Below are 13,980 nucleotides of genomic sequence, written 5' to 3'. Positions count from 1 at the left end.
TTTATTGCTTTTCATGAAACGATTCTTCCCGCTTTTGCTGGGGGCTGGCTGGCTGCTGGGTTGCCAGAACGACACCCTGCTGTTCGTGTCGCCTACTTCCGTTACCGAGCTTAATTCGCTGCTGCTGCCGAATGCGCCCGCTGTTCAAACGTTTGGCTTCACCCTGAGCCAGCCCCAGACGCTGCATACGGCGGCCGGAGCTACGCTCAGCTTTCCGGCCAATGCCTTCGTGCTGCCCAACGGCAGCGTGGCCACGGGCCGGGCCGAGCTGCGCGTGCGGGAGCTGCGCTCGGTGGGCGATATGGTGCTGGCCGGCCTGAACACCAACGTGGCGCTGGCGGCCAACCGGCTGCTGGTTTCGGCGGGCGAAGTCAACCTGCAGGTGTGGCAGGGCAGCACGCGCCTGCGCTGGAAGCCGGCCCTGGCCACGGGCCCCGCTCCGGCCGGGCCTTCCCTGGCCTTCCCCGTGCCCACCGGCGGGCTCGATACCACGCGCATGTTTTTGTGGAACCTGCCCGTGGCCGGCAATCCCGCCGCGGCCCCGGCCGATTCGATGGCCGGGTGGCAGCCCGCGCTGCTCACCGGCCAAAGCGCCTGGAGCCCGCTGCTGCAAGCCAATGGCTTCTACACGGCGGCCCTCCCGCTCGACACCATCAGCTGGATAAATTTTGACCAATACTGGCGCCCGGCCGCCGGCCCCGCCGCCCGCTGGACCTGGGCCCAGGTGCGCGTACCCGCCGGGGCCACCGAAACCCGGGTTTTCTTGCGGCCGGCCGGCTACACCAGCCTCTGCCGCACCTTCGGCACCCCCGGCGACCCTACGCTGTGGAGCAACCACTTCCCCGAAGGCACCGACGTGCAGGCCATTGTGCTGCAGGCCCGCGATGGCCAGCTCTACTTTGGCACCCAGCGCTACACCTGGCAGCAAAACGCGGTGATGGCCCCGCCCCTGCAAGCCCTCAGCGCCGCCGATATTGTGCAGCGCATCCGGCAGCTATGAGCAGTGAGCAGAAAGGGACGTCATGCTCATCTGGTGTCTGCACGGCCGTATCCGTTTGCTCCGGTCCGACCGCCCTAGGCGGTCTGACCGGTTGTCGTTCGCGCCGCCTCGTGCCGTCAAAAACCGGTCGGACCGCCTAGGGCGGTCCGACCGGAGCAGACGTTTCGGCTACCCTGCCGCCCCAGCGCCGCCTACTGCCCGCCGATAAACACGTCGCGCACCGGGTTTTCGCCCAGCCAATACGGGATTTCGGCCACGCTGCCCACATTTAGCACCAGGATATCGGCGCGCTTGCCGGGCTCCAGGCTGCCGCAATCGGGCTGCCGGGCAATGGCCCAGGCGGCATTGAGGGTGGCGGCGGCCACGGCTTCTTTGGGCGTGAAACCCATTTTGAGGCAGGCCACGGAAAGCGCCAGCCAGAGGTTTTTGCTGGGGCACGAGCCGGGGTTGAAATCGGTGCTCAGGGCCACGGGCAGGCCGTTATCGATGAATTCGCGGCCGGGCGCAAATTTTTCCTGCCGCAGAAAGAGCGGCACCAAGGGCAGCAGCACGGCCACGGTTTGCCCGGCAGTTTGCCGCGCAATGCGGGCGGCGGCGGCGGGCGTGAGGTAGTCGCAATGGTCCACGCTGGTAGCGCCCAGTTCGGCCGCCATCTCGCAGCCGCCGAGGTCGTGCAGCTGCTCGGCGTGAATTTTCAGGCCGAAGCCCATTTTGTGGGCCTGCTCCAGGTAGTAGCGCGAAACATCGAGCGGGAAAGCCCCCTGCTCGCAGAAAATATCCACGAACGCCGCCTCCCCTTTCAGGTCCGACAGCACCTCGCGCAGGATAAAATCGACGTAGGCGCGCGGCCCGGCCGCCTTGAATTCGGGCGGCACCACGTGCGCGCCCAGAAAGGTGGGCACCACCCGCACCGGCTGCTGGTGGCCGGCCGCACGGGCCACGCGCACGAGGCGCAGCTCGGTGTCGCGGTCGAGGCCGTAGCCGCTTTTGGCTTCCAGCGTGGTCACGCCGTAGCGCCGGAAACCGTCCAGGTGATGCAGGGCATTGGCCAATAGCTCGGCTTCGGAGGCGGCGCGGGTGGCCCGCACGGTGCTCAGGATGCCGCCGCCGCTGGCCAGAATGTCGAGGTAGGACTCGCCGCGCAGCTTGCGCTCGAACTCATCGGCGCGGTTGCCGCCGAACACGAGGTGGGTGTGGCATTCCACCAGGCCGGGCATCACCACGCAGCCAGTGGCGTCCACGAGGCGGGTTTCGGGGCCGAGGTGCGCCAGGTCCAGGCCATCCATTGGCCCCACGGCCACGATTTTATCGCCCACGCAAGCCACGTAGCCGCGCTCGATAATGGTCCAATTGCCGAGGTCGGCACCCGCCAGGGGCCGGTTGGTGGGGCCGCCGGCCAGGGTGAGGACCTGCGCGGCGTGCTGGATGACGAGGGTGTAGAGCAACATGAAGTAAAAGTAGGGCGGATGCCACGGAACCGGCCCTAAGCGCGGCCCCGGATATATTGCGCCGGCTCCGGCGCCCGGGCCGTGGTTTCCGTAACGAAATCCGCACCGCTTCTGCCCCGCCTCATGCTGCCCATTGCCCCGGCCCCGCTCATCCTCACCCTCACGCTCGACGCCGCGGCCCAGGCGCATTTCAACGCCCTGCGCCGCCGGCATTTTCCACCCAAAATCAACTACCTGGCCGCGCACCTCACGCTGTTTCACCACCTGCCCGGCCCCGAGCTGGCGGCCGTAAGCGAGCTGCTCCGGGCGCTTAGCCGGGCCCAGTTGCCGCTGCCGTTGCGGGTCACGGGCCTGCGCTCGCTGGGCCGGGGCGTGGCCTTCACCCTCGCCAACGACGAGCTGCGTGCCCTGCACCACCGGCTCCAAACGGCGTTTGCGCCGCACCTCACGCCCCAGGACCGGCAAAAGCTGCAGCCCCACGTCACCATTCAGAACAAGGTGGACCCGGCCGGGGCCCGGCAGCTGTTAGCCGAGCTTCAGGCTGATTTTGTGCCGTTTGAGGCCGTGGGCACGGGCCTGCACCTGTGGTCCTACCGCAACGGGCCGTGGGAAAGCGTGGCCGAATTCCCTTTCAGTACCTGAGGGCGTGGGCAGCCCGGTACCGGTTTAAGAGACTTGCACGAACTCGCCCAGCAAATCGGAAATGACCTGCTGGGCATCATAGGCGCGGGGTACCATAGTCGCCCAGTACCCCGGGTCGAGGTAGCCGATGAGCCGCGTGAGCGCAGCGGGCGACAGGTGGTTGAAATTCATGCTCCAGTTGGGGAACAGCCGCCGCGACACCTCCTCGTCGAGCAAGGTGGTGACATGAGAATGCCGCGGGTCCACGCAAATGCGGTCGTAGAGCTCTTCTACGGCGTTTTGCTCGCCTTCCAGGACTTGCAGAAACTGGAAACCCGAAAAAAACAGAATGCCCGTTATGCCCTGGCTTAAATTGAAAATACGCGCTTGCTGCACCAGACGCACCAACTCCTGCTCACTGAAGGAAGTGGCATTGGTGCTGCAATAAATTATCTGGTGATTAACCATATCGCACGCGCAAAAGTCTTACGAACAAGGGGTAACGTTAAACGGCCTTAGAAAGCCTACTCCGTACGTATCAATACGCATTGATGCGTAATACTACGTATCAATGCACTCCATTCGCAAATATAAAAGTCTTTCGATTACCTGACAATTGATAATTCATGAGAAAACTACGTACCCAGTAGAACCTGCTATGCTAGTGTTCAGGGCCTTCCCAGGCAGCGAGCGCGGCGCGCTGCTCCCGGCGGACCAGCGCCAGCACGGTGCTATCGGGCTGGAGGCCGATGATGATGGACGTGCCCTGCTCGCGGGCGTAGGGATTGGTGATGCCGCCGAACCGGCGGTAAGCGGCGAAATGCGGGGCCAGCTCGGGGTGGAACTCATCGTCGACAATGAGGATGGCCCGGCAGCCGTCCAGCGGCGAGTACCAGTAGATGAAGCTGCCGTTGAGGCTATTGGCCGGAGGCAGGCCCCGCCCGCGGTTGTAGTAGTTGATGGCGCTGGCCTGGCCGTAGTTGGCGCAGTGGATGAGGGTGTGGGACCGCACCGAATCGGGCAGGCTGCGGTAGGCGGCCCGGGTTTTGTCGGCCAGCTCGCGCCAGCCCAGCATGTCGGCATAGTCCTGGGGCAGGGCGTGGTCGCGGCCGTCTTCCCAGCGGTACACGCCCAACGGAGCATATTTGGGGCGTAAGGCAGCCATGGCGGCCGGGCTGTACACGGGAAACATCACCGGCAGCAACAGCAGGACGAATACCAGCGGCATGGCCACCAGAGCAGCCTGGAGGGCCACTGGCCAGTGCGGATGCCGCTGCCCAAGGCGCGCCAGCCGCGCCTCCCACCACACCGCCCCAAACGCGAACAGGACCGGATAGTAGCCCAGCGCATAGTAGTCTTTGCCGTGCAGCGCGGCCAGCAGGCCCACGCCCAGCACCGCCACCCAGCCCACCGCCCGGTACGGCCGAAACGCCGCGCTCAGCAGCAGGGCCAGCAGGCCGGGAACCCAGACCCAGACGGCCGCGACGCACATCCGCAGCTGAGCTTTCCAGAAATCAGCCACCTCGACGTGAACCAATTGCGAGTCGTGCAGCAGCTGCATGTGGTGCAGAAACGGGATGCCGTGGCGCAGCTGCCACAGCGCATTGGGCAGCCACACCAAGCCCGCCACGGCCATTGCGCCCCAGAAGTGGCGGCTGAGCAGCAGCGGGCGGCGGGAAGTGAGCAGCAGCCCTCCGCCCAGCGCGGCAATGAAAAACAGCGTGGTGTACTTATTCAGCAAGCCCATTCCCAGCCCCAGGCCCAGCAGGTAGAGGTAGCGCGGCCGCTCCTCCCGGCAGTAGCGCACCAGCCAGTACAGGCAGAACACGAAGCCGAATACCTCGAACGAGTTGGGCTGAAACAGCAGGTTGAGCCGGGCGAAAGCCGTGCCCAGGTAACAGGTGCCCGCCAGCGCCGTGGCAAACCAGCCGCCGCCCAGCCGCTGCGCCAGCCGCATCACCAGGTACACCGTGGCGGCGCCCCACAGAAACGGCCAGAATTTCACCCAGAGAAACCCGCCGCCCAGCGCCATGCTCAGCCAGCCCTGCGCGGCAATGAGCGGGGGCACTTCGAGGTAGCCCCAGGCCAGGTGCAGGCCCTGGTTGAGGTAGAGGTATTCGTCGCGCTGGAAGTCGTAGGCCGGGTTGATGAGCAGGAAGCAGGACCCAAACTTGAGCAGTGCGAAGGCAAGCGGCAGGAGGCGTTTCATGCGGGGCAAGGTAGTGGCGCAGAAGCTTTGGGGGCGTGAGCAGACAAAAAAGCCGGGCAAATCCGGCATTTTTTGCGCGCCGGAAATTGGTCGGCCCAGCCGGCGGCGCTACATTTAGCTTTTGTCCCAACCCCTTGCCTATTACCCAACGCCTACGCCCACATGGTTATTTACGGAATAAAAAGCTCGCACCTGCGCACGGAGCCCCTGCTGGGCGTGGCCTGCCCGTCCTGCTCAGCCCCCAAAGCCATGCAGCTGAGCGTGTTCAGCCGCTACGCCCATGCGTACTGGATTCCCTTTTTTCCCTTCGCCAAAGCCGCCGTGGCCCACTGCACCCATTGCCAGCTGACCCTGGATGGCAAGGCCATGCCCGAGGCGGCGCGCGAACAAGCCCGCGACCTCAAGCAGCAGACCCGGCTGCCGCTCTGGACGTGGTCGGGTGTTGGGCTGGTGGCGGCCGGGCTGGCCTGGGCCGCCGTGGCCGGCACCCAGAACGCCCGCGCCAACAAGGCCTACCTGGCCGCGCCCCGCGCCGGCGACATCTACACCATTCACTCGACGGGCGACAGCACCCAATACTCGCTCCTGAAAGTGGTGAGCGCCAAGGGCAACACCGTGGAAGTGGTGGCCAATGAGTACGAAATCGACAACAGCCACCCCATCGACGAGCTGAACGCCCCAACCAAATACGGCAGCAAGTCCTTTTCGCTGACCCAGTTTGAGCTGCAAATCATGCAGAACAAAGGCCAGCTGACCGACGTGGACCGGCTGGCGGAGTGAGCATCGGCTAGGGCCTGGGCCACAGTCCGGCCCAGCGCAGGAAGTCTTCCCCCACCGCGTCCCAGTAAAAATCGTCGTAGTCAATCCGGCCGTTTTTGACGCCGAAGAAGTTGTGCTCGCGGCCCGGGTACTCGCGGAAGGTGAAGTTGATTTTGTGCTGCCGGATGGTTTCCAGGCGCAGGTAGTCGTCGCCGGCCACGCCCCGGTCCTGCGTGCCGAAGCCCACGAACACTGGCACCGTGGTGCGCAGCAGCACCGGCAGCAGCGGCGCCGAAAACGAGTACACGTTGCGGTTGTCGTCGCCCACGCAGTCGGTGAGCGCGGGGTTGGCCACCACGGTTTGCCAGCGGCGGAACGTGCCCGCGACCTCGGCCGTGTCGTCGGCAAGCCGGGCCTGGGCCTGCATCGACATCAGCCGGCCCAGCGGGTTGCCGCTCAGGTACACGGCCCGGCTCACCAGGCCCGGCACGGCGGCCAGATGCGCGGCGATGGTGCTGCCTTCGGAATGGCCGGCCACCACCACGTGCGCTTTATCAACCCAGGGCTGCTTTTTGAGATAGCGCAGCACGGCCTGGTCGCGCCGCACGTAGTAGTCGAGGTAGTTGCGCTGGCAGTAGTACGGCGGGGGCGGGCCTTCGCCAAACATGCGGTTGGGGTTCTTGCCTTCCACATTGGCCACCAGCGCAATGCCCGGCTTGCTGATGATGGCCAGGTGGCAATTCTTCAGCACCGCTTTGGGATGGAAGGGAAAAACCGGAAAGGCCCCGCGCTGGTCGTAAAGCACCAGCGGAGTGGGCAGCGAGCCCTGCACCCACAGCAGCAGCGGCTTTTTCACGGCGGCCTCGCCCGGCTGCGAGAGCACCAGCACGTTCACGCTGTCGCGGCCAAACATCACCACCAGGTGCCGGTAGCCAAACTCCTCGGGGCCACGCCGGCCGGCCGGAATTTGGGCCATAGCGGGCCCCTGAAAAGCCCAAAGCAACAGCAGCAAATACCCCAGAACACGCATTATTTGCTCACGCCAAAACCAACCGGCGTGGTTGCCGGGGCGGCGCAAGGACTTTAGAGGCCGGTGGGCAGTTGCACCAGCCGGAGGTAATCGCTGAGCCCCGCGGGCTTCTGGAAAACGTGGATGAAGAGGATGGGCTCTTCGCCGCGGCTGCGCCAGGTTTCGGCGTAGAACCCTTCGATGGCATACAGGGCGAGGTCGAAGCTGTCTTCCTGGCGCTCGGCCAGGCGGGTGCCGTGCCGGGCAAGGTGCTCGGCCTGGTGGCGCTGGTGCAGGGCTTTGAAGGCAGTGAAGGTCATGAGGCGGCAACAAAACAAGGCACAAAAGAACGTCATGCTCGTCTGGCGTCCGCTTATCGAAGCATCTCTGCTGCGAGAGTAATTGATTTACTTCCCCGGTAGAGATGCTTCGACAAGCTCGGCATGACGTTCTTTTGTTCCCTCGTTCCCTATTCACTGCAATGACTTCTTTCCGCTTTCCTCATCCGCTGGTGCTGCTGGTGGGCTTTATCATTCTGGCGGCAGCGCTGAGCTACGTGCTGCCCGCCGGCCAGTTTGCCCGCCAAAAGAATGCCGCCACCGGCCGCGAGGTGGTGGTGCCCGGCTCCTACCAGCGCGTGAAATCCACCCCGGTGAGCCCGCTCGATATGCTGGTGGACATCCCCAAGGGCATGGCCGACGCAGCGGGTGTCATCTTCCTGATTTTCCTGGCCGGCGGGGCCTTCACCGTGCTCGACCAGACCGGCGCCCTGCGCCACGGCGTGGACTGGCTGCTGGCCCGCGCCCACGGCCGCGAGGTGCTGGTGATACCCGTGGTGAGCATCCTGTTTGCCACCATGGGCGCTTTGGAGAACATGGGCGAGGAAATTGTGCCCCTCGTGCCGGTGCTGCTGGTGCTGATGCGCCGGCTGGGCTACCCGGTGCTCACGGCCGTGTCGGCCAGCATCGGGGCGGCCATTGTGGGAGCGGCTTTTAGCCCGATAAACCCGTTTCAGGTGGGCATTGCGCAGAAGCTGGCGCAGCTGCCGCTGCTTTCGGGCGGGGGCTACCGGCTGGTGCTGCTGGTGCCGGCCGTGGCCCTCTGGATTGCGGGCACCATGCGCCACGCCATCCGGAACCGGGTGACGCCGGAGGTGACGGCCGCCGACGTGGCCGCCGATGCCACCGGGGCCGGCCGCCACGGGCTGGTGCTGCTGTTGCTGCTGGTCATGTTCAGCATTTTTGGCTACGGCGTGGTGGCCCTGGGCTGGGATTTCGACCAGATGGGGGCCGTGTTTTTCGTGCTGGGCGTGGGGGCCGGCTTGCTGGGCGGCCTGGGCCTGTCGGGCACGGCCGAGGGCTTCGTGACCGGCTTCCGCGACATTGCCTTTTCGGCCCTGCTGATTGGGTTTGCCCGCGCCATTTTCGTGGTCCTGGAGCAAGGCCACATCGTCGATACCATCGTGCAGGGGCTCTCGGCCCCGCTGGCGCATTTGCCGGTCACTCTGTCGGCGCTGGGCATGATGGTGGTGCAAACCGCGCTGCACCTGCCCGTGCCCAGCGTGAGCGGGCAGGCCACGCTCACCATGCCGCTGTTTGCGCCGCTGGCCGATTTGATTGGCCTGTCGCGCCAGGTGGTGGTGCTCTGCTTTCAGTACGCGGCCGGGCTCTGCGAGCTGATTACGCCCACCAATGGCGCCCTCCTAGCCATGCTGGCCATCTGCGGCGTGCGGTTCGATGAGTGGCTGAAGTTCGTGTGGCCGCTGTATGCGCTGCTGCTGGGGCTGGGCGTGGTGGGCGTGGTGGCGGCTATTTGGCTGGGCGTGTAATCCGGCACATCTTGCTGAAATCAGAACGTCATGCTCATCTGGCGTCCGCTTGCCGAAGCATCTCTGCCGGGTAAATAATCAGCTACTACTGTGGTAGAGATGCTTCGGCAAGCGGATGCCAGATGAGCACGACGTTCTGTTAATCAATTATTTTCTAGTTAATCAGCCCGCAGCTCGCTGGCCTGAAACACCCTCGGCAGCTTACGCTTGCGCTCCACAATCTGAAAGGAAGCCGTGTCGGTGGCCTCGTCCCAGAACACGTCGGAGATGAGGCCGAAGTGGCGGTATTCGCCCGGCGCGGGAGTCACCTCCTCCACCGAATCGCCGAAGCTGAACTTCGGCTTGTGATAGATTTCCTTGAACAGTTCGGGACGCACGAGGAACTGCTGCTCGTCGTAGCGAATGGTTATCCATTCCCCTTCGTCGTCTTCGGCTATCTTCTCAAATAGCTTGCCCACGGGCTCCAGCAGCTCAAAAGCGCGGCGGTTGGCGGGGTGAATGTAGCGGAAGCCAAAATCGGGCGACCAGCCATACAGGCCAAAAATTACGGGTTTGGGACGGCGCACGGGTAGCGGGTTGGGACGAAAACGAAAACACAAAGTAAGCCCCGCTCCTGCTAATGGCAGAAGGCAGCGCAAAGCCCGGCTCAGGCAGTGCCTGCCGGGGCAACAATTTTATTAAATAGTAAAATATTATTATTTATTCTTAGCATTGCGGACTATTCACCTCCTTACCGGCCCGAAACGATGGACGTTAACAGTGAAATTGCCGCCCGTGCCACGGCCGTGCTCACCCTGCTGCAGGACTGGCTGGCGGGCCCCCCGCCGTCGCCCTCCGGCCGCGCCACCGCCTACCCGATTACGGTGCGGGACTTTGGCCAAACGCCTTGCGCCGAGGTGCTGCACTACCCGGCCGGCCCCGAGCTGTGCCGCCGCGCCCAGGAGCTGGTGCCCGAAACCGCAGCCGGCCTCACGCCGCCCGAAGCCTGGACCCTGCTGCTGCAACAGGCGCACGAGCTGGTGGGCTACCTGCTGCGCCTGCGCCGGCAGCTGCCCGGCGAAATGGCCTCCGTGCTGGACCCCGAGCCCCTTTTGACCGAAGACAGCAGCCTGGCCGCGCTGCTGGACGCCCCCCAGCCCAGCCTGCCGGCCGCCTGGCGGCAGCACCTGCGCCGCGCCCTGAACGGCTACCCCCGGCTGCGCCGCCACTTTGCTGCCGCGCTGGGGTTTGAGCCCCTGCTGCTGCGGGCGCTGCTGGCCGAGCCCGCGCTAGCCGAGCACTACGCCCCGGTGAAGGAACACATCGAAATGACGCGGGATTTCACGCCTTTTGAGGTGCGCCGGCCCTGGCGGCTGCTGCCCGCCGCCGCCCTGATTCAGCCCGCCGAGGCCATCGCGCCGGTGCCCGCTCCCGACGCCGACCCGGTGCGGGCCGCCCGCCTGGCCGCCCTGCTCGACGACCCCGAGCTAGTGGCGGCCCTGCTGGACGCCACGCTCGCGGCCGTGCCCTTCAGCCACGTGCAGGGCCGGGAGCTGGAAGACATTACGGCCCGCCGGGCGGCGCTGTACCCCACCCCGGTGGGCAAGGCCGAGGCCGGGCCGGAGCTGCACCCGTTTGCGCCGGGGCCGGGACCGACGGTGATGGCCGGCCGCGCCGAGCTGCTAGGCCTGGCGCTGTCGGGCGGGGGCATTCGGAGCGCCACGTTCTGTTTGGGCGTGGTGCAGGCCCTGGCCCAGCGCGGCTGGCTGCCCCGGCTCGACTACCTGAGCACGGTGTCGGGCGGGGGCTACCTGGGGAGCTGGCTGGTGGCGTGGGTGCAGCGCGCCGGCTCGGTGCGCAAGGTGGCGCAGCGCCTCTCGCCGCTCACGGCCCCCAACCCGCGCGGCGAAGAAACGCGGCCCATTCGCTGGCTGCGCAGTTTTAGCAACTACCTCGCGCCTTCCGTCAGCGCCCTCTCCGTGGATGTGTGGACGGTGGGCCTCACCTGGTTTCGCAATGCCGTGCTCAACCAGGTAATTCTGCTGCTGATGCTGAGCGCGGGGCTGGGGGTGGCGTTCTGGCTGCGGCAGGCCTGGCCCTGGCTGGGCTACCACATTCTGCAGCCGCTGCCGCTGTGGCTGGCGAGCAATTTTTCGGCCTTTCAAAGCTTTACGCCGGAGGCCACGGGGCGGTACACCGAGTACCTGGGGCTGGCGCTGGCTACGGCGCTGCTGCTGTACAGCGCCCTGATTACTGGCAGGAGGCAGGGCGAATACCAGCTGCACCGGCGGGGCCTGGCTCCCGGCGGCAAGCCCTACCGCTGGCTCACTTCCACCAGTTGGCTGGCCTGGCTGCTGGCGGCGCTGTTCGGGGCCGGGGTGCTGCTCAGCTCCTACGCTTTTTTTCACGAGCCCGAATTGCGCAGCAGCCCCGCGCCGTGGCTGCAAGTGGGCGTGCCGCTGCTGCTGGCCCTGCTGCTGGTGGCCGCCCTGGGCCGCTACGACCTGTGCTACGAGCACCCCGAGCCCCGCCGCTGGCACCGCTTCCGGTCGGTGGTATTGGTGCTGCTGTTTTCGGCCCTGGCCGCCCTGGCGGGCACTATTGTGCTGCTGGCGGGCTGGCGCTTTCTGTGGCAGCAGCAGGAGCGCAGCGTGGCCCTGGTGCTGGGCCCGGCCGGGCTGGTCGAAACCCTGGGGCTGCTGGCCCTGGTGCGACTGGGCCTGCTGGGCCGCAACTTTCCCGACGAGCGCCGCGAGTGGTGGGGCCGCCTTGGCGCGCAGGCCCAGCTGGCCGCCATTGGCTGGGTGGTGGGGCTGAGCCTGGTGCTGCTGGGGCCGCTGGCCATCGATGCGCTGGCTTGCCAGCTGGAAAACTGGTGGCCGGCCGTGGCCACGGGCCTGGCGGCCAGCTGGCTCACCATCGTGGGCAAGGGCGTGGCCCTGGCCGGCAGCGCCGCCACGCCCGCGCAGCCCACGGCCAACAGCCCCGCCGCTCCCGCCGACTGGCGCAGCCGGCTGGTGCAGGCGGTGCCCTACGTCTTCATCATCGGGCTGCTGCTGAGTTTGTCCTACGGCGTGCGCCACCTGCTGCGCCACCTGCCCGAATGGCTGCCGGAGCAGCGTTTCAGGTGGCTTCAGCACTCGTTCACCCACCCGGCGTGGGCGGCGCTGTTTGCCATCGTGGTGCTGGGCGGGCTGGCCTGGCTGCTGGCCCGCCGCCTCGGGGTAAATGAGTTTTCGATGCACCATTTCTACAAAAACCGCTTGCTGCGGGCCTACCTCGGGGCCTCGCGCCGCCGCGCCGAGCGCCAGGCCAACCCCTTCACCGATTTCGACGGCGAGGACGACCTCAAGCTGTGCCGCCTGCGGCCCGACGACCCGCTGCGCGACCCCGCCGACCCGCCCTACCTCGGCCCCCTGCCCCTGCTGAACACCGCCCTGAACGTGACCCGCGGCGGCGAGCAGGCCCACCAGGACCGCATGGCCGAGTCCTTCACCTTCACGCCGCGCTACTGCGGGTTCGACTTTGCCCGCACCATGCCCGTGCAGCCCGCCGACGCCACCAGCGCCGAATACGCCTACCGTCCCACCGCGCACTACGCCTACCCGGCCGATAACGGCCCCGGCATTGGCACGGTCATGGCCATTTCGGGGGCCGCCGCCAACCCCAACATGGGCTACCATTCCTCGCCCGTCACGGCGTTTCTGCTCACCCTGTTCAACGTGCGGCTGGGCTGGTGGATGGGCAACCCCCGCCAGGCCACCTGGCAGGATGCCGACCCGCGCAACGGCCTGCTGTACCTGCTGCGCGACCTGGCCGGCCGCGCCAAAGCCACCGACCCCTACGTGTGCCTCTCCGACGGCGGCCACTTCGACAACATGGGCCTGTACGAGTTGGTGCGCCGCCGCTGCCGCTACGTGGTGCTCTGCGACGCCGAAGAGGATGCCCACCTGCGCTTCGAAGGCATTGCCAACGCCATCCGGCGCGTGCGGGTTGATTTTGGGGTCGAAATTGAGCTGAACCTCACGCCGCTGGTGCCGCCCGCCGGCGAGCGGTACGCGGCCGCCAGCGCCGTGCGGGGCATTATCCGCTACCCCGACCAGCCCGCCGACCAGCCCGGATACCTGCTCTACATCAAAGCCACGCTCACGGGCAAAGAGCCGGTGGACGTGCGCGAATACGCCCACCAGAACACCACGTTCCCCCACCAAAGCACCGGCGACCAGTTCTTTTCCGAGCCGCAGTTTGAGAGCTACCGCCGGCTGGGCTACTGCACGGGGCTGGCGGCGCTGCCCGAGGTGCCCACCGGGCCGGGCCTGCCCAGCCCCGCCGCCCTATTCCCCGCGGAGCCCGACCCCGGCCTCGCCGCTGCCGTCGCCCAGCAGGCCAGTACGCGCGTGGTCCAGCAGCCGGTCGCGGTGAACGGCACCCTCGTGTAAGTCAGCGAAGGAAATGCGGTGGGTCTGGCCGTCGTGGCGGCGCACCAGCACCTCGGTGGGGCCGGCGGGCTCCATGGCAGCTATATCGGCCCAGCGCAGCTCCTGCGGCGGGCCCAGGCGCGTGGTACGCACGGCAAAGCCGTCGGGGTGCAGGTGCAGGAACCGGCGGCCATCCAGCTGCTTCATCCGGAAAGCCAGCACGATGTACACCACGGCCAGCGCCGCGTATACCCACGGCAGCGTGTGCACGCGGTGCGGCCCACCGGCCAGCTCGGCCAGGTGGTGGCGGTGCCAGATGTGGTAGCTTTCGAGGGCCAGAATGGCGGCGGCGGCCAGCTCCAGCCACGCCACCGGCTCGCGGTGAAAGGGGTTGTGGCGCAGGTGGCGGATTTCGCGCACCATCAGCACGAGGTAGGCCGCGCCCACCGCAAACTCCAGCACCACCGACCAGGTGAACGGCTCAGCGCCCGCCACAATGGGCCCGATGGCCAGCAGCAGCACCACCGCCGGCCCCACGTGCCCCAGGGTTTTGGCGAACTGCTGCCTGGCGTGGCGGCGATGATAGAGGGTGGCGGGCCCCCCGGCGGCGGGTGAAGTCACGGTATCCATGGCGGGAAAATCGGCAGAAATTTGATGACTTGGCAAATGCCCGCTGCTTAGCTGGCAAGCCGGAACGGGCCGGCAGCCG

The 13,980-nt window shown here is 66.6% G+C and carries 12 protein-coding genes; 5 read left to right on the top strand and 7 right to left on the bottom strand.

Features of this window, described 5'->3' with window-relative positions:
- The first annotated feature begins 13 nt into the window (after positions 1 to 13).
- Positions 14 to 1,000, top strand: a complete 987-nt coding sequence (locus tag J4G38_RS13340) for a hypothetical protein (protein ID WP_210517511.1) — start codon at positions 14 to 16, stop codon at positions 998 to 1,000.
- Positions 1,001 to 1,191: 191 nt separating this feature from the next.
- On the opposite strand, the gene hutI is transcribed toward J4G38_RS13340, so the two are convergent.
- Entirely contained in the window at positions 1,192 to 2,448 is a 1,257-nt protein-coding gene (gene hutI, locus J4G38_RS13335; protein ID WP_210517514.1) for an imidazolonepropionase, read from the bottom strand.
- Between the two features lie 123 nt (positions 2,449 to 2,571).
- On the opposite strand from hutI, the gene J4G38_RS13330 reads away from it, so the two are divergent.
- On the top strand, positions 2,572 to 3,090 hold the full coding sequence (locus tag J4G38_RS13330) for a 2'-5' RNA ligase family protein (RefSeq protein WP_210517517.1): 519 nt from the start codon (positions 2,572 to 2,574) through the stop codon (positions 3,088 to 3,090).
- A gap of 24 nt (positions 3,091 to 3,114) precedes the next feature.
- Here the strand turns inward: J4G38_RS13330 and J4G38_RS13325 are convergent, their stop codons facing one another.
- Together J4G38_RS13325 and J4G38_RS13320 are read right to left on the bottom strand one after the other, a co-directional pair.
- Positions 3,115 to 3,537 carry a BLUF domain-containing protein gene (locus J4G38_RS13325; RefSeq protein ID WP_210517520.1) on the bottom strand — a complete coding sequence of 141 codons (423 nt, stop codon included), beginning with the start codon at positions 3,535 to 3,537 and terminating at the stop codon, positions 3,115 to 3,117.
- 193 nt (positions 3,538 to 3,730) lie between these two features.
- Positions 3,731 to 5,278, bottom strand: coding sequence for a glycosyltransferase family 39 protein (locus J4G38_RS13320; protein ID WP_210517523.1), 1,548 nt, complete (start codon positions 5,276 to 5,278; stop codon positions 3,731 to 3,733).
- A 162-nt stretch (positions 5,279 to 5,440) separates the two neighbouring features.
- On the opposite strand from J4G38_RS13320, the gene J4G38_RS13315 reads away from it, so the two are divergent.
- Positions 5,441 to 6,058, top strand: coding sequence for a hypothetical protein (locus J4G38_RS13315; RefSeq protein ID WP_210517527.1), 618 nt, complete (start codon positions 5,441 to 5,443; stop codon positions 6,056 to 6,058).
- A 7-nt stretch (positions 6,059 to 6,065) separates the two neighbouring features.
- Here J4G38_RS13315 and J4G38_RS13310 read toward each other — a convergent pair whose 3' ends face one another.
- Positions 6,066 to 7,013 (bottom strand): alpha/beta hydrolase family protein, encoded by a 948-nt coding sequence (locus J4G38_RS13310; RefSeq protein WP_210517530.1) that lies wholly within the window; start codon positions 7,011 to 7,013, stop codon positions 6,066 to 6,068.
- Between the two features lie 107 nt (positions 7,014 to 7,120).
- Positions 7,121 to 7,366 carry a hypothetical protein gene (locus tag J4G38_RS13305; RefSeq protein WP_210517533.1) on the bottom strand — a complete coding sequence of 82 codons (246 nt, stop codon included), beginning with the start codon at positions 7,364 to 7,366 and terminating at the stop codon, positions 7,121 to 7,123.
- Positions 7,367 to 7,527: 161 nt separating this feature from the next.
- Between J4G38_RS13305 and J4G38_RS13300 the strand changes: the two genes are divergently transcribed.
- Positions 7,528 to 8,874, top strand: coding sequence for a YfcC family protein (locus J4G38_RS13300; RefSeq protein ID WP_210517536.1), 1,347 nt, complete (start codon positions 7,528 to 7,530; stop codon positions 8,872 to 8,874).
- 158 nt (positions 8,875 to 9,032) lie between these two features.
- On the opposite strand, the gene J4G38_RS13295 is transcribed toward J4G38_RS13300, so the two are convergent.
- On the bottom strand, positions 9,033 to 9,440 hold the full coding sequence (locus J4G38_RS13295) for a DUF6960 family protein (RefSeq protein WP_210517539.1): 408 nt from the start codon (positions 9,438 to 9,440) through the stop codon (positions 9,033 to 9,035).
- A 180-nt stretch (positions 9,441 to 9,620) separates the two neighbouring features.
- On the opposite strand from J4G38_RS13295, the gene J4G38_RS13290 reads away from it, so the two are divergent.
- Positions 9,621 to 13,292 carry a patatin-like phospholipase family protein gene (locus J4G38_RS13290; protein WP_210517542.1) on the top strand — a complete coding sequence of 1,224 codons (3,672 nt, stop codon included), beginning with the start codon at positions 9,621 to 9,623 and terminating at the stop codon, positions 13,290 to 13,292.
- Here J4G38_RS13290 and J4G38_RS13285 read toward each other — a convergent pair.
- Positions 13,188 to 13,901, bottom strand: a complete 714-nt coding sequence (locus tag J4G38_RS13285) for a hypothetical protein (RefSeq protein ID WP_210517545.1) — start codon at positions 13,899 to 13,901, stop codon at positions 13,188 to 13,190. The two genes, J4G38_RS13290 and J4G38_RS13285, sit on opposite strands and share 105 nt — an antisense overlap.
- Positions 13,902 to 13,980 lie beyond the last annotated feature (79 nt).

This window comes from Hymenobacter terricola (assembly GCF_017921975.2).
In the GTDB taxonomy this organism is placed as follows: domain Bacteria; phylum Bacteroidota; class Bacteroidia; order Cytophagales; family Hymenobacteraceae; genus Hymenobacter; species Hymenobacter terricola.
This window is presented reverse-complemented; position numbering and strand designations above follow the sequence as displayed.